Origin of the sequence: Streptomyces typhae (assembly GCF_009755605.1) — a bacterium.
Classification (GTDB): Bacteria; Actinomycetota; Actinomycetes; order Streptomycetales; family Streptomycetaceae; genus Streptomyces; species Streptomyces typhae.
Genome location: NZ_WPNZ01000015.1, coordinates 86,395 through 101,096, shown reverse-complemented (window position 1 = coordinate 101,096; position 14,702 = coordinate 86,395). Strand labels below are relative to the sequence as shown.

The following is a 14,702-nucleotide window of genomic DNA, read 5'->3' as shown; positions in this document are numbered from 1 at the left end:
GCACCATGGGAAGTCACGCCATACCAAAAGGTAACTTCCGGTCGGTCCGATGCCCGCCGAGCAGCCGCCGACGACCGTCGCGCCCCGCGCCGCTTCGACCCGTTCGCCCGGTATCCAAACAGTCACAGTTGCACACGGACGTTGGTGGGCCGGTTCACCGCCCACTACGGTTCGTGACGGGTTCGGCAGTGAGCCCGCTTCCCCGCCCCTCGGGCCCGTCCGGTACGAGGGGCGGGGTCGCTCACGCGGCGCGCGCGGCGTCGGCAGGCGCGGCGCGGGCGCCGTTCAGCCGCTGCCGCTCGGGGCGCGGCTCAGGTCGACGACACAGAAGATGTTGCCGTCCGGGTCGGCGAGGACCACGAAGTCGGGGTCGGGCGGATAGAGGTCCCAGTCGACGGCCCGCGCGCCGAGTCTGATGAGGCGCTCGACCTCCGACCGCTGCTCCTCCGTCGTATCCACGAAGAGGTCCAGATGGAGCCGGGGGCGCGGCTCGGGTGGCGACTCGCTGCGCATGAGCCCGAGCGCCCGGCCGGAGCCGTCGGCATGCTCCAGCGTGCACCACGTCTCGCTCCGCCACTCCTCCGCGGCCACCAGCTCCAGGGCCCCGGTCCAGAAGGCCACCGCCCGGTCGATGTCCGTGACACCGATGACGGGAATCCCGAGTCGCACCATGCGCCCGAGTCTAGGCAGGCCCCTCCCGCCGCGCTCGGCCGGGGGATCAACATCGCCTGCCGTGCTTGCCTTTGAGTATCTTGACGTCAAGATACTCAAAGGCAGGAGCAAGCAGTCGTGTCTCACGAAACCCTCCATGATGGCCCCCTCTCCTACGGTCTGAGCGGACTGCACCACGTGCAGTTGGCGATCCCGCCGGGAGCCGAACAGCTCTGCCGCGAATTCTGGGGCGGCCTCCTCGGCATGACGGAGATCGAGAAGCCGCCGGTGCTCGCCGCGCGCGGCGGCTGCTGGTTCCGGGGCGGTGACCTCGAGGTCCATCTGGGGGTCGAGGAGGACTTCCGCCCCAGCGCCACAGCACATCCGGGCATTCTCGTGTCCGGCCTGCGGGCGCTCGCCGCGCGCTTCGAGGAGCAGGGGGTCGTCGTCGCGTGGGACGACTGCTTCCCCGGGTTCACACGCTTCTACGCCTACGACAAGCTGGGCAACCGCCTGGAGTTCCTCGAAGCCGTACGGGAGAGCTGACGCCGGCCATTGGTCCATGCCACTGACGCGCCGCAGGCGATGCCGCCGTCCGTGGCGAAAACACGCCAGACCCGCGCTGACATGGGAAATCCCTTCTTCTGGGCATGATTGACGGATCGTCGGCCAGCCGGTACCACTGACGCACGCCCGGCCCCGCACGCCCCGTCACGCTTCACCGGCCCAGAAGTCCCAGGAGGCTGTCTTGCGAGGATCCGTCACCGCCACCGCCCCGTCCACACGCAGACGCTCCGTCAGGACCGCGGGCGCGCTCGCGTCAGCGGCGCTCCTCGTGCCGCTGCTCGGGGCGGCCCCGTCGGCCCCTTCGGCACCGTCGGCGGCCACGACCGGCGGCACCGCGGGCTCCGCGTCCGGCGCCCTTCAGCGCGCCTTCGCCGCGGCCGCCGCCGAGTACGAGGTGCCGCAGAGCGTCCTGCTCGGCGTCTCCTACCTCCAGTCGCGCTGGGACGCGCACGGCGGCGCCCCGAGCGTCACCGGCGGCTACGGCCCCATGCACCTCACCGACGCCCGCACCGCCCTCGCCACCGCGCCGCACCACAGCCACGGCAAGGAGGACCCGCGCGGAGACAGCTCACGCCCCCCGCTGCTGCCCAAGAAGGAAACGCCGACGGAGGCGCGGCTCCCCGACCGGCTCAAGACCCTCAAGCGTGCCGCGCGGCTCAGCGGGCAGCCCGCGCACCGGCTTCGCGAGGACGCCGCGGCCAACGTCCGCGGCGGCGCGGCCCTGCTCGCCGCCGCCCAGAAGCAGTCGGGCAAGCCGCTCAGCGACGACCCGGCCGACTGGTACGGCGCGATCGCGCGCTTCTCGGGAGCCGACGACCGCGCGACGGCGGCCTCGTACGCCAACGACGTGTTCGCCGTGATCCGCGACGGTCAGCGCCGCACGACGGACGCCGGACAGCGCGTCGCCCTGGCCGCGCGGCCCGGACTCGCCCCGGATCCGGCGCAGTTGCGCCACATGGGCCTGCGCAGGGCGGCGGCGGCCGACACGGACTGCCCGCGGACGCTCGCGTGCGAGTGGATCCCCGCGCCCTACGAGGAGTTCGGCGACAAGGACTACGGCAACCACGACAAGGCCGACCGGCCGGGGAGCCAGGGCATCGAGTACATCGTCGTGCACGACACGGAGGGCTCCTGGGAGGGCGTGCTCAAACTCGTCCAGGACCCGACGTACGTGTCCTGGCACTACACGCTGCGCTCCTCAGACGGCCACGTCGCCCAGCACGTACGGACCAAGGACGTCGCCTGGCACGCGGGGAACTGGTACGTCAACGCCAAGTCGATCGGCCTGGAGCACGAGGGCTTCCTGACGGCGCCCGACACCTGGTACACGGAGGCGATGTACCGCTCGTCGGCCCGCCTGGTGAAGTATCTCGCGAAGCGGTACGACATCCCGCTCGACCGGCAGCACATCCTCGGCCATGACACCGTCCCGGGCACCACGGCGGCCACCATCCGCGGGATGCACACCGACCCCGGCCCCTACTGGGACTGGCAGCACTACTTCACGCTGCTCGGCAAGCCCTTCCACCGCACGGCGGGCCCCGCGGGCGGCCTGGTGACGGTCGCCCCGCGGTTCAGCGCGAACAAGCCGGTGTTCACGGGCTGCGCCAAGCCGGGTGAGACGTGCGTGCCGCACGGTTCCAGCGCCGTGCGTGTGTACACCGAGCCCCGCGAGGACGCCCCGCTGATCAAGGACATCGGGCTGCGGCCGGGCGGCGAGCCCTCGACGATCGACGTGAACGACATGGGCTCGCGCCTCTCGACGGGCCAGCAGTACGCCGTCGCCGAGCGCAAGGGCGACTGGACGGCGGTCTGGTACCTCGGGCAGAAGGCCTGGTTCAAGAACCCGAAGAAGCAGCCCACGGCCGTCGACGCCCGCGGGCTCGTCGTGACCCCCAAGGACGGCGCCACCGACGTGCCGGTGTACGGCCGCGCCTACCCGGAGAAGGAGGCCTACCCGGCGGGCGTCCCCGTCCAGGCGATCTCGCCGCTGCCGTACAAGCTCCTCGCGGGCCAGAAGTACGCGGTCGGCGACAAGCTCCCCGGCGAGTACTTCTACTCGCCGACGTTCGACCTCGCGCCGCACCGCGTCGTGCGCGGCAAGGACGTGTACTACGAGATCCAGTTCGGCCACCGGGTGGCGTTCGTGCGCGCCGCCGACGTCGAGGTGGTGCCGTCCGGGCGGTGAGTGTGCGGGCTCCGTGGGCCGGACGGCGGCCCGCGGCGCCCGCCGCCCCTTCAAGGGGCCGCCGGGGATCGCCGGGTCCGGACCCGCGTGGGGGCGGGGGCCGGGCCCGGCGTCGGTGGCTCAGCCCTGCTGGAACAGCTCGGCGGGCAGCGGCTTCAGGAGTGCGTACAGATCGTCGGTGATGGGGCGGTCCCAGGCGGCGATGGTCACCAGGACGTTGTCGCTGCGGTCGAACTGCACACAGGAGATGCGGCTTTCGGAGAGCCGCAGCCTGCGCACGATCAGGAGGTTGTCGCCCTGCATCACCGGCACGTCCTCGCTGGAGACGACGGTGACCTCCTCGTCGTTCTCCAGCGCGAGCAGCAGCTGGACGACCTCGAAGGGCGCCTCGCCTTCGGTGAGCTCCCGGGCCGGGGAGCCCTCCGGCAGATTGCCGATGATCATCGCGGGACCGCGGCCGCCGAACAGGTCGTAGCGCAGGAAGATGCCCTGGCAGCTGCCGTCGGGCGCAGGCAGCAGGCCGGCCCCGAGGTTGCCGGGCCAGTCACCCGGGTCCATGGCCAGGACGTCGAAGTCCGGGCCCGCGGGTGTGGCGGAGCTGCGGCGGCGGAGGAAGGACATGCCGCCATGGTACGTGTCCGACGGGGTGGATCCGGCGCGGGGGCGGCGCCGGGAAAGGGTCGCGGGACAGCCGGTTCGGGCCGCGGCGGGCCGGTGGATTCAGGGTGTGGCCCTGCCGCGCTCGTGGTGGCGTGCCACGCGGGCACGGTTGCCGCAGGAGGGCTTGCACCACTCCTGGCGCGGGTGGTCCTTCAGGAAGTACCGCACGCAGCGTGGTGCGTGGCAGGCGCGCAGGCGCTGCCGGTCGGGGCCGGTGAGGAAGGCGAGCGCGGCGCGGGCGAGGGCCGCGGTCAGGAGGTCCTCGCTCGGGGGCGCGGACGCGGGGGCAGAGGCGGAGGCGGACGCAGGGGCGGACGCGGGTGTCGGCGACGGAGCCGGGGGCGTGGGCGCAGTGCCACGGCCGGATCCCCGGCCCGTGGCCTGGGCCGCACCCGCACGGCCGGACTCCCGCCCCACGGTCTCGGCCGCACCACCACGGCCCGAGCCCCGCCCCGCAGCCTCGGCCTCGGCCGCACCACCATGGCCGGACTCCCGCCCCACGGCCTCGGCTGCACCACCACGGCCTGGTCCCTGGCCCGCAGCGTCGTCTGCACCGGCACCACCGGATCCCCGCCCCGCAGCCTCGACCGCACCACCACGGCCCGAGCCCAGCCCCGCAGCCTCGGCTGCACCCGCACCGCCGTCGTGTCCCGGGCCCGTGACCACCGGGGCGGGCTCGTCCCGTACGCGGGGCCCGGCGTCGTCCGGCCAGCTCAGGACGGGCACCGTGGGTACGCGGGCGGCGGCCTCGTTGAGCCTGGTGACGGCCTCGCCGACGGGCAGCAGACGGCCCGCGTCGGCGGGGCTCGGCGCCGCCGGACGCACCGCGCGAGCGAAGAGCGCGCGGACCGCGGCGCGCACCCCGCGTACTGCCTCCAGTGCGCTCCCGTCGGCCCGGTACCGCCGGGCCCCGAGGGTGCCGGGGAACGCGTCCGCGTGAGCACGCACCCAGGCCGTGAGGCCGTCCGGCGTTTCCAGGTCGTCCGCGACGCCGCCGTGTCCGTCATGGCGGACGGTCGCCACGAGCGCGAGGGCCAGGTCAGTGGTTGGAAAGCCGCTCGGCCCGGTCGGTGCGGGCGGTACGGACGGGGCGGGCATGACGCTGATGATAGGTTCCGCCGCGACCATCGGGCGCAGTAGGTGGCGACCAGGGGCGGGGGAGGCTAGCGGTGACCGACGGGGCCGTGCTGGACTACTGGCGGGCGGGGCTCGACTCCGTACCGGAACGGGTGTGGGACCACCCGGGACTCCGGGTCCTGCTGCTCGCCGACAACGCGCTGACGCACCTGCCCGCCCGGGTGGCCGCGCTCACGGACCTGCGCACGCTCGACCTCGGCCACAACCGGCTCACCGGGGTCCCTCCGGAGCTCGGAGCCCTGCCCGCGCTGACGGACTTCCTGTATTTGCACGACAACCGGCTGACCGCCCTGCCCGAGGAGCTGGGCGGCCTGGACCGGCTCACGTATCTCAACGTCGGCGAGAACCAGCTCGGCGCCCTTCCGGCCGGGCTAGGCCGCATGGCGTCCCTCGTCGAGCTGCGCGCGCGGCACAACCGCATCACCGCCCTGCCCGCGACGCTCGGCGGCCTGCGCGGTCTGCGCGAGCTGCTGCTGCGCGGCAACCGGCTGTCCGCGCTCCCCGACACGCTGCGCCACCTCGGGGAGCTCCGTGAACTCGAGCTGCGCGAGAACGCGTTCGAGACCGTCCCCGAGGCGGTGCGCGGGCTGCCGCTGCTGCGCCGGCTCGACCTGCGGGCCAACCGGCTGCGCGCGGTGCCGCCCTGGCTGACCGCTCTGCCGTCCCTGGAGAAGCTGGATCTGCGCTGGAACGACGTCCGCGGCGGCGAGGACACCCTGGCGGCACTGCGCGCGCGGGGGTGCGTGGTGCTCCGCTAGGGCCTGGCGTCCGGGGCTCCGCTCTCGCGGCGGCGCTCGATCAGCGAGGAGCGGATCTCGCCCGCCCGTACGGCCGTGTTGGACAGCAGGGTCGAGGTGAGGCCGTGGGTGTGCTCCGTGCCGCCCTGGAGGTAGATGGCGGCGGTGACGTTCTGGTGCGTGGCGACCCGGTGGTCGCGGCCCACGACGAGGGCGTCCTCGTCATCACGGCGGCACAGCTTGCCGAGTTCGCCGAGGCGCTCGTCGATGCCGCGCGGCTGGTAGCCGGTCGCGCACACCAGGAGGTCGGCGTCCAGGACGTCGCGTTCGGCGGTGGGCAGGAACTCGATGCCGATCCGCAGGCCGTCGTCCTGCGCGTCGATCTCGCGGATACGGGAGACGTTCAGCATCCGCATGCGCTGGCGGCCCTGGACCTTCTCCTGGTACATGGTCCGCGAGAGGGACTCGATGAGGTCCATGTCGACCACCGAGTAGTTGGTGCCGCGGTGGTAGTCGAACAGGGACTGCTTCACCTCCGGCGGCGCGTTGTAGAAGATGTCCACGGCCTCCGGGTCGAAGATCCGGTTGGCGAAGGGGCTGTCGTCCGCGGGCGTGTAGCCGTACTTCGCGAACACCGAGCAGATCTCGGCCTCGGGGAAGTGCCGGTGGAGGTAGTCCACGGTCTCGGCCCCGCTCTGTCCGGCGCCGAGGACGACGGCGCGGCGCACCGGGGTGCCCCGTTCGAGGAGCGCGCCGACGCGCGGGATCAACTCGCTGTTGTGGAAGACGCGTTCCGAGCGTGTGGCGCCGGGCGGCAGGTGCGGCTCCATGCCGGTGGCGACGCAGAGGCTGCGGGCCCGGCGCACGACGGTCGCGTCCGGGTTGCCCGGGTCGCGGCTGACGACGTCGAAGGCGACGACCTCGCCGTCCTCGGTCACCGGCTTCACGGCGACGACCTCACTGGAGTACTCGACGAGGCCGGCGACGCGGGCGGCGGCCCACTCCAGGTAGTCGTGGAACTCGATGCGCAGCGGGAAGAGCGTCTTCTGGTTGAGGAAGTCCACCAGACGGTCCCGCTCCTGGAGGTAGCACAGGAAGCTGTAGCCGCTCTTGGGGTCGCGCATCGTGACGAGGTCCTTCAGGAAGGACACCTGCATCGTCGCGTCGTCGATGAGCATGCCCCGGTGCCAGCCGAACCGCGGCTGCTTCTCCAGGAATCCCGCGCGTATCCGCTCTCCGTCGGCGGCCTGTGCGTTGTGCTCCTCGACCGCGATCGCGAGGGCGAGGTTCGAGGGGCCGAAGCCTATTCCCAAGACGTCGTACGTCACTTCGCGTCCCTCGTGGCGCCCCTCGTGTGTGTGCTCGGTGTCGCCGTACGTCGAATCCGGCCCGCTGTGCAAGGTGTTCACCCGCGTCATCGCCTCCCTAAGCAGGCACATGTTAGATAAGGTAAGCCTTACCTTGCAATGTCTGGAAGGGGATTGCCGTGCGGGTCACCGCGTTCGGCGGCCGTGCGCGCACGGGAGTCATTCGATCTTTCTCGGCACGGCACGCTGAAATGTACACGCCCTCCGCAGCGCGCCGCCGCACCCCCTCAGGGCTCGCCCGGCGGCCGCGCGGACGCCAGCGGACCGTCGTCCACTCGCACGAGGCGGTACCCGCGCCCGCCCCGCGAACCCCCGCGCCGCTCCGCCTTCCTGGCCCGCACCCTGGCCCTGCGAGCGGCGGCGAGCAGGGCCGCCACCTCCGGGCTGCGCCGCCGCAACCGCAGGAAGGACCGCTCCGACCAGCCGCCCAGCAGGGCGGCCGACGGCTGCGCGGTGCCGTCGCGCACCGCCCGCAGGACGACCCGCAGCGCGGCCGCGCCGGGCCCCGTCGGCGCGGCCACCAGGCGGGCCCGCTCGCCCTCGCGCTCCGCGAGCCGGTACGCCGCCGCCATCGCCGTAGCGAACGACGGTTCCTGCGCCTGCCAGTTGAGCAGGATGCGCTCCGACACCCCGGCCGCCGCGGCACAGCCCGCGGGACCCAGACCGAGGGCCGCAGCGCGCAGCGCGTCGGCGCGGCGCACGGCGGTCTCCTCGCGCAGGCTCGGATCCACTTGCAGCGCACGCAGTAAAGAGCGATCGACGTCTTCTTGCGCGTCGAGGTCCGCGACCACACCATCGGCCCAGACCTCCAGGCGGTTCACCGCGGCCGCCCGCAGCTCCACCCGTTCCTCGTTCACCCACCCACCACCCCAGAAACTTAGGCTAGCCTCACCTAACAATAGAACACAAGGTCGTTGAGGACGAGCATCGGCCCGCCGGCCCGCCGCTCGCCCTGCCGCTCCCGCCTCTCCCGCCTCTCCCGCTGCCCCCGCCGCCCCATCCGTGCCCTCCGCTCCCACCGCTCCCGCCGCTTCGAAGGGATCTGTCCGTGCTCTGCACCAGGATCACCAACGCCCATATCGTCACGATGGACCCGGACCGCCCCACCGCCCGTGAACTCGGCATCTGGCAGGGCCGGATCGTGGGGCTCGACGCCGACATCGCCGGGCTCCCGGCACGCCGGGTCCTGGACCTCGGCGGCGCGACCGTGCTGCCCGGCTTCATCGACGGCCATGTGCACATGGTCTGGGCGGGGTTGAAGGCACAGGTGCCGAGCGTCGCACCCAGCAGGCGCGTCGACGACATCCTGCGGGTCGTGGCCGACGCCGTGGTGTCCCGGCCGCGGGACGGCTGGGTGACCCTGGCGGGCTACGACCAGCGCGAACTCGACCGGCCCCTGACCGCCGCGGAGTTGGACACCGTCAGCGACGGCCGCAAGGTCCACCTGGGGCACATCTCCGGGCACGCGTGCCTGGTGAACACCGCGGTGCTCAAGCTGCTTCCGGGGCGCCTCGCGCACTCGGACGGGTTCCTCGCGGAGGAGGACATGGGCGAGGTGCTGCGGCTGCGGCCGCCGCACGCCCTGGGAGAACTCGTCGACGCCATCGAGCACACGGCGCGCGTCTGCCGGTCCGAGGGAGTGACGGCGGTCGCCGAGGCGGGCGTCGGCAGCGAACTGTTCGCGCACAGCCCGATCGAGGCGGCGGCCTATCAACTCGCCCACGAGAAGGGCAGGCTGGCCGTGCGCGTGCAGCTGATGGTGGCCGCGGACGCCCTGCGCCCGGTCGAGGCCGCGACCGCGGACACCACCGAGCGGGCCTTCGGGCTCGGCCTGCGCTCGGGCTTCGGCGACGGCCCGCTCTCCCTCGGCGCTTTGAAGATCTTCACCGACGGCGGCATGATGGCCCGCACGGCCGCCCTCACCGAGCCCTACGTCGGCAGCGACTCGAACGGCAGGCTCCAGACGGACGCCGGCACGCTCATGGACACCATCGTGGCCGGGCACCGCGCGGGCTGGCAGCTCGCCGTGCACGCCATCGGCGACCTCGCCGTCGACGTCGCCCTCGACGGCATCGAGGCGGCCCAGCGCGCACACCCGCGCCCCGCCGCCCGGCACCGCGTGGAACACGCGGGCCTCGTGCGCCCCGACCAGCTCCGCCGGTTCGCCGACCTCGGCGTCACCGCCGTCGTCCAGCCGAACTTCCTACGGCACTTCGGCGACGACTACGCCGCGATCATGGGTGCGGAGCGGGCGCCGTGGCTGTACCGGGGGCGCGGCTTCCTCGACCACGGGGTGCGCCTGGTGGGCAGTTCGGACCGGCCGGTGGCCGACGGGGCACCGCTGCGGGCCATCCAGTTCATGGTCGAGCGGGCCTCCGCGTCGGGCGCGAGGATCGGCCCCGACGAGGGTGTCGACGTACAGGCCGCGCTGCGCGCCTACACCGTGGACGCCGCGTACGCCTGCCACTGGGAGGACAGCGCGGGCAGCCTCACCCCCGGCAAGCGCGCCGACCTCGTCGTCCTCGGCGACGACCCGACGCGGGTCGACCCCGGGCGGATCGGGGACATCGAGGTGGTCGGCACCTTCGTCGAGGGCGACGACGGCCTCGACGCCGCCCCCGGCCCTGCCTCGGGGTGAGGCCGGACCGGTCCGCCAGGTCAGCCGGATGAGCCGGGTGAGCCGGGTGCGGTCGCCGGACGGACCAGGTCCTGACGGGCCAGGTCCTGACGGGAAGGTGCTGACGGGCTAAGTGAGGTCGAACCTGCCCGCGCGGGCGCCGTGCACGAACGCCCCCCACTCGGCGGGCGTGAAGATCAACGACGGGCTCTCGGGGCGCCCGCCGTTGCGCATCGCGATGAACCCCTCGACGAAGGCGATCTCCACGTCTCCGCGCCCCTCACTGCTCGACCGCCACTCGGCGGTGCTGAGGTCGAGGTCCGGCTTGTCCCAGCCCGCGAGCGGATGCTGCTGGGTGGTGGTGCTCTCAACCACGTCCGTGCTCCTCCCGATGCGTCGTCCGCCGCCAGCCTAGCTTTCGCCCCGGGCGCAGCACAGGCCGCGGTGACAGGACGCAGCCCCGTCCGGCACGCCGGCGGTCCGTCCGGCACCCGTCACGTGTCAGCCCGTGGGCGGCTCCGCGCCGACCAGCCACATGGCGAAGAACTGCGAGCCGCCGCCGTAGGCGTGCCCAAGTGCCTTGCGGGCACCGGGTACTTGGTGTGCACCGGCCTGTCCCCGCACTTGCAGGGCCGCCTCGGCGAACCGGATCATCCCGGACGCGCCGATGGGGTTGGTCGACAGGACGCCGCCCGACATGTTCACCGGAAGGTCACCGTCCAGTTCGGTCACCCCGGACTCGGTGAGCTGCCAGCCCTCGCCCTCGGCCGCGAAGCCCAGGTTCTCCAGCCACATCGGCTCGTACCAGGAGAACGGCACGTACATCTCGACGGCGTCGATCTCCCGGCGCGGGTCGGCGATGCCCGCCTGCCGGTACACGTCGGCCGCGCAGTCCTTACCGGCCCGCGGCGACACGAAGTCCTTGCCCGCGAACATGGTGGGTTCGCTGCGCATCGCCCCGCCGTGCAGCCAGGCGGGCGGGCGCGGCGCGCGGGCCGCCCCCGCGCGGTCGGTGAGGACCATCGCGCACGCCCCGTCGGATGACGGGCACGTCTCGGAGTAGCGGATGGGGTCCCACAGCATCGGTGACGCCTGCACCTTCTCCAGCGTGATGTCGTGCTCGTGCAGATGCGCGCAGGGGTTCTTGAGGGCGTTGCGCCGGTCCTTGTACGCGACGAGCGAGCCGATCGCCTCGGGGGCGCCGGAGCGCCGCATGTACGCGCGCACGTGCGGCGCGAAGAACCCGCCCGCCCCCGCGAGCAGCGGCTGCTGGAACGGCACGGGCAGCGAGAGCCCCCACATCGCGTTGGACTCGGACTGCTTCTCGAAGGCGAGGGTCAGGACGGTGCCGTGGACGCGGCCCGCGACGAGGCTCGCCGCGACGAGCGCGGTGGAGCCGCCGACCGAGCCCGCGGTGTGCACGCGGAGCATGGGCTTGCCGACGGCGCCGAGCGCGTCGGCGAGGTACAGCTCGGGCATCATCACGCCCTCGAAGAAGTCGGGCGCCTTGCCGATGACGACGGCGTCGACGCCGGCCCAGGTCAGCTCGGCGTCGGCGAGGGCCCCCAGCGCCGCCTCGCGGACCAGGCCCGCGATCGACACGTCGCGCCGCGCGGCGACGTGCTTGGTCTGGCCGATCCCGACGACGGCGACGGGTTCCTTGCCGGGTGCGTCGCTCATCGCGGGTCCCCTTCCAGGACGGCGACCAGGTTCTGCTGAAGGCAGGGGCCCGAGGTGGCGTGGGCGAGGGCCCGGTCCGACGCGCCCCGGTGGATGCGGGCCGCGGCCTCGCCGAGCCGGATCAGACCGGCCGCCATGACGGGGTTGGCGGCGAGCGCCCCGCCGGAGGGGTTCACCGTCACGTCGTCGCCGAGCCGCAGCGCCCCGCGCAGGACGACTTCCTGCGCGGTGAACGGCGCGTGCAGTTCGGCGGTGTCGACCGGCCGCGCGAAGGCCCCGGCGCGTTCGGCCGCGAGCCGCGTCGAGGGCGAGTCGGTCAGGTCGCGCACCCCCAGGCCGTGCGCCTCGATGCGGTGGTCGATACCGCGGATCCACGCGGGGCGCCCGCACAGCTCCCCGGCCCGCTCCCCCGCCGCGAGCACCACGGCGGCGGCCCCGTCCCCGATGGGCGGGCAGTCGCCCGTGCGCAGCGGCCGCACCAGGTAGTCGCCGTGCGGCACCGGCCCGCGCAGTTGCGCGTGGGGGTTGCCGGCGGCCGCGTCCCTGCTGCGGGCGGCGACGGCGGCGAGGTCCTGCTCATCCGTCGCGCCCGCGTCGATCAGCGCCTGCGCCTGGAGCGCCGCGAGGGCGACGGAGTCCGGCCACAGCGGCGCCAGGTAGTACGGGTCGAGCTGCCGGGTGAGGACGTCGCGGACCGAGCCCGGCGAGGACTTGCCGTAGGCGTAGACGAGTGCGGTGTCGGCGTCGCCGGTCTGCAGCTTCACCCATGCCTCGTACAGCGCCCAGGCGCCGTCCGTCTCCACGTGCGACTCGGAGATCGGCGGCCAGGCGCCGACGCCGTCCAGGGCCATCGTGAAGGAGAAGGCACGCCCGGCGAGGTAGTCCGACGAGCCGGAGCAGGTGAAGCCGATGTCGCCGGTCCTGAGGCCGGTGGCGGCGAGGACCTCGTGCAGGACGGGCATGAGCATCTCGACTTCCGACAGCTCGTCGGAGCGGCGCAGATGGTCGGTCTGCCCGAAGGCGACGATCGCGACATCCCGGTTCACAACAGCTCCTTGTACGTGTCGTAGTCGGCGTCGGGCTCACCGGTGGGGCGGTAGTGGTCGGGGAAGCGGGCGTCGTCGCTCCACACGGGTTCGACCCGCAGGCCCATGCGCACCTGGTCGTAGGGGATGCCCGCGATCCGCGCGTGCAGGGCGAGGTCGGCGCTGTCGAGGGCGATGTGCGCGTAGACGTAGGGCACGTCGATGGCGGCGTTCCCGGCGTTCCTCGCCTTGATGTTGACGATGCAGAAGGTCGTGACCGTGCCCCGCGGCCCTACCTCGACCTGCTCGGTGGTGGCGACGCCGCAGGTGGGGCAGGCGCCGCGCGGCGGCACATACACCTTGCGGCAGTCCGGGCAGCGCTCGCCGACGGTCCTGTGCCCGGCCAGGGCCCGGATGTACTGGGACTGGGCGCGGCCGGGGCTGTAGGTGTAGTCGAGCCTGGCCTGCGCGACGATGCCGGTCACGGGACCCTCCTGTGCCGCGAACCGCCCGCTGTGCGGCCGCGCATGACGTCCCGTCACACCACTGCTGCTCTGGTCCCGCTCGAAGCAGGCGATGTCGGTGATGGCGCCGGTGCGCGTCGCGGCCCAGCGGATCCGCACCCGCGTCCCGGTGCGGACGGCGTCGGGGCCGGGCACGTCGAGGGCGTGCAGCAGAGCGGTGTCGGCGCCGTCGAGGCGTACGAGGACCCAGGCGAAGGGCTTGGTGAGGGGCTGGCCGCGACGGGGCCCGGGGTTCCAGGCCCAGGTGGTGACCGTGCCGGTGGGGGCGACTTCGACGAGGTCGCGCAGTTCGTCGGCGGTCGCGGGGTCGTACTCGACGGGCGGCACGAGCACCTTGCCGTCCGTGGTGCGCACCCCGAGCACGGTGCGTTCGCGCAGTCCGGTGAGGAAGGCGCTCTGCACGGGCCCGAGGGAGCGCGTGAAGGGAAACTCGACGACAAGCGGCGCACGCAGCACTTCGGACTCCGTTTCCGTGGGGGCGCCCCGTAAGGGGCCTGGGGGCCGTGCGACAGGTGGCGCCCCGTAAGGCGCGCGGGGACCGTGCGACAGGTGACGCCCTGTAAGACGCGCGGGGACCGTGCGACAGGGGGCACCCCATAAGGGGCGCGGGGAGCTGCGCGACCGGCCACAACGCTCCCGCAGCCGAGAACGACGGACGCACCCCGCAGGAGAACCGACCTAGGCCCGCCGGAAGACGGGCACCCTCTTCTCGGCGAAGGCACGGGCCCCTTCCTCGGCGTCAGCCGTGTCAAAAACAGGCCACCCCCTCGTGAGCTCGGCCGCAAGGCCGTCCGCCTCGCTCATCTCCAGGGCCTCGTACACGGCGGCCTTGACGGCCTCCACGGCCAGCGGCCCGCACGCGTTGATCCGCTCGGCCACGGCGAGCGCCGCGCCGAGCGCGGTGCCGTCGGGCACGACCCGCCCGACGAGGCCGATCGCCGCGGCCTCGGCCGCGGAGTAGGCACGGCCGGTGAGCAGCATCTCCAGGGCGTGCGTGCGGGGGATCTGCCGCGGCAGCCGTACGGTCGATCCGCCGATGGGGAACAGCCCCCGCCTGACCTCGAAGAGCCCGAAGGTCGCGGACTCCCCCGCCACCCGGATGTCGGTTCCCTGCAACATCTCGGTGCCGCCGGCCACGCAGGCGCCCTCGACGGCGGCGATGACCGGCTTGCGCGGCCGGTGGTGGCGCAGCATGGCCTTCCAGTGCAGGTCGGGGTCGGCCTTGAGCCGGTCCCTGTACTGCTCGCCGTCCATGCCCTTTCCGGCGAGGGCCTTGAGGTCCATGCCCGCGCAGAAGGCGCCGCCCGCCCCGGTGAGGACGACGGAGCGCACCGCGTCGTCGGCGTCGGCGGCCACCCAGCCGTCGTACAGGCCGACGAGCATGGGCAGCGAAAGCGCGTTCCTGGCCTCCGGCCGGTCGAGCGTGAGTATCAGCGTGGCGCCTTCGCGCCGCACGGAGAGATGTTCCGTACCACTCATGGCCGTCCTCCCGTTCGCAGCCGTCCCGACGTCCGCGGCCGCCCTCGCGTGCGGAGCTGTCCCGACGTCG

General features: G+C 73.2%; 14 protein-coding genes and 1 pseudogene. 4 read left to right on the top strand and 11 right to left on the bottom strand.

What is annotated here, in order from left to right; all coding sequences use genetic code 11:
• Window positions 1-285: 285 nt before the first annotated feature.
• On the bottom strand, window positions 286-672 hold the full coding sequence (locus GPA10_RS26065; protein ID WP_157167621.1) for a VOC family protein: 387 nt from the start codon (window positions 670-672) through the stop codon (window positions 286-288).
• Between the two features lie 117 nt (window positions 673-789).
• On the opposite strand from GPA10_RS26065, the gene GPA10_RS26060 reads away from it, so the two are divergent.
• Complete coding sequence (locus tag GPA10_RS26060; RefSeq protein WP_343041336.1) at window positions 790-1,197, top strand: VOC family protein; 408 nt, start codon at window positions 790-792, stop codon at window positions 1,195-1,197.
• A gap of 202 nt (window positions 1,198-1,399) precedes the next feature.
• Window positions 1,400-3,406, top strand: a complete 2,007-nt coding sequence (locus tag GPA10_RS26055; RefSeq protein WP_157167620.1) for an N-acetylmuramoyl-L-alanine amidase — start codon at window positions 1,400-1,402, stop codon at window positions 3,404-3,406.
• 120 nt (window positions 3,407-3,526) lie between these two features.
• Here GPA10_RS26055 and GPA10_RS26050 read toward each other — a convergent pair whose 3' ends face one another.
• The 3 genes and pseudogenes from GPA10_RS26050 to GPA10_RS26040 form a co-directional block, all read right to left on the bottom strand.
• Window positions 3,527-4,027: a hypothetical protein gene (locus GPA10_RS26050; RefSeq protein ID WP_030559016.1), complete on the bottom strand. Its 501-nt coding sequence runs from the start codon at window positions 4,025-4,027 to the stop codon at window positions 3,527-3,529.
• Window positions 4,028-4,126: 99 nt separating this feature from the next.
• Entirely contained in the window at window positions 4,127-4,567 is a 441-nt protein-coding gene (locus GPA10_RS44100) for a CGNR zinc finger domain-containing protein (RefSeq protein WP_425505819.1), read from the bottom strand.
• A 174-nt stretch (window positions 4,568-4,741) separates the two neighbouring features.
• Window positions 4,742-5,164 (bottom strand): annotated as a pseudogene (locus GPA10_RS26040) (ABATE domain-containing protein); the annotation flags it as partial.
• Window positions 5,165-5,235: 71 nt separating this feature from the next.
• Between GPA10_RS26040 and GPA10_RS26035 the strand changes: the two are divergent.
• The gene (locus GPA10_RS26035; protein ID WP_343041335.1) at window positions 5,236-5,961 is read left to right on the top strand and encodes a leucine-rich repeat domain-containing protein; all 726 of its coding nucleotides are present in this window, start codon (window positions 5,236-5,238) and stop codon (window positions 5,959-5,961) included.
• Here GPA10_RS26035 and GPA10_RS26030 read toward each other — a convergent pair.
• Together GPA10_RS26030 and GPA10_RS26025 are read right to left on the bottom strand one after the other, a co-directional pair.
• Entirely contained in the window at window positions 5,958-7,379 is a 1,422-nt protein-coding gene (locus GPA10_RS26030; RefSeq protein ID WP_246259763.1) for a lysine N(6)-hydroxylase/L-ornithine N(5)-oxygenase family protein, read from the bottom strand. The two genes, GPA10_RS26035 and GPA10_RS26030, sit on opposite strands and share 4 nt — an antisense overlap.
• A 155-nt stretch (window positions 7,380-7,534) precedes the next feature.
• Window positions 7,535-8,164, bottom strand: coding sequence for a hypothetical protein (locus GPA10_RS26025; RefSeq protein ID WP_157167619.1), 630 nt, complete (start codon window positions 8,162-8,164; stop codon window positions 7,535-7,537).
• Between the two features lie 191 nt (window positions 8,165-8,355).
• On the opposite strand from GPA10_RS26025, the gene GPA10_RS26020 reads away from it, so the two are divergent.
• Window positions 8,356-9,945, top strand: a complete 1,590-nt coding sequence (locus GPA10_RS26020) for an amidohydrolase (RefSeq protein ID WP_343041334.1) — start codon at window positions 8,356-8,358, stop codon at window positions 9,943-9,945.
• A gap of 108 nt (window positions 9,946-10,053) precedes the next feature.
• On the opposite strand, the gene GPA10_RS26015 is transcribed toward GPA10_RS26020, so the two are convergent.
• From GPA10_RS26015 to GPA10_RS25995, 5 genes are all read right to left on the bottom strand, one after another.
• A complete protein-coding gene (locus GPA10_RS26015) occupies window positions 10,054-10,299 on the bottom strand; it encodes a DUF397 domain-containing protein (protein WP_058847610.1) in 246 nt (81 codons plus the stop codon).
• 126 nt (window positions 10,300-10,425) lie between these two features.
• The gene (locus tag GPA10_RS26010) at window positions 10,426-11,604 is read right to left on the bottom strand and encodes a thiolase domain-containing protein (RefSeq protein WP_157167618.1); all 1,179 of its coding nucleotides are present in this window, start codon (window positions 11,602-11,604) and stop codon (window positions 10,426-10,428) included.
• Window positions 11,601-12,650: a thiolase domain-containing protein gene (locus tag GPA10_RS26005; RefSeq protein ID WP_343041333.1), complete on the bottom strand. Its 1,050-nt coding sequence runs from the start codon at window positions 12,648-12,650 to the stop codon at window positions 11,601-11,603. Before GPA10_RS26005 ends, GPA10_RS26010 begins: the two co-directional genes overlap by 4 nt.
• Window positions 12,647-13,609, bottom strand: a complete 963-nt coding sequence (locus GPA10_RS26000) for a Zn-ribbon domain-containing OB-fold protein (RefSeq protein ID WP_343041332.1) — start codon at window positions 13,607-13,609, stop codon at window positions 12,647-12,649. Before GPA10_RS26000 ends, GPA10_RS26005 begins: the two co-directional genes overlap by 4 nt.
• A gap of 222 nt (window positions 13,610-13,831) precedes the next feature.
• Window positions 13,832-14,632 (bottom strand): crotonase/enoyl-CoA hydratase family protein, encoded by an 801-nt coding sequence (locus GPA10_RS25995; RefSeq protein WP_157167617.1) that lies wholly within the window; start codon window positions 14,630-14,632, stop codon window positions 13,832-13,834.
• Window positions 14,633-14,702 lie beyond the last annotated feature (70 nt).

Coding starts and splice junctions, on each gene's coding strand:
- GPA10_RS26065 (WP_157167621.1), bottom strand. CDS start 672: ATGGTGCGACTCGGGATTCCCGTCATCGGTGTCACGGACATCGACCGG.
- GPA10_RS26050 (WP_030559016.1), bottom strand. CDS start 4,027: ATGTCCTTCCTCCGCCGCCGCAGCTCCGCCACACCCGCGGGCCCGGAC.
- GPA10_RS26030 (WP_246259763.1), bottom strand. CDS start 7,379: ATGTGCCTGCTTAGGGAGGCGATGACGCGGGTGAACACCTTGCACAGC.
- GPA10_RS26010 (WP_157167618.1), bottom strand. CDS start 11,604: ATGAGCGACGCACCCGGCAAGGAACCCGTCGCCGTCGTCGGGATCGGC.
- GPA10_RS25995 (WP_157167617.1), bottom strand. CDS start 14,632: ATGAGTGGTACGGAACATCTCTCCGTGCGGCGCGAAGGCGCCACGCTG.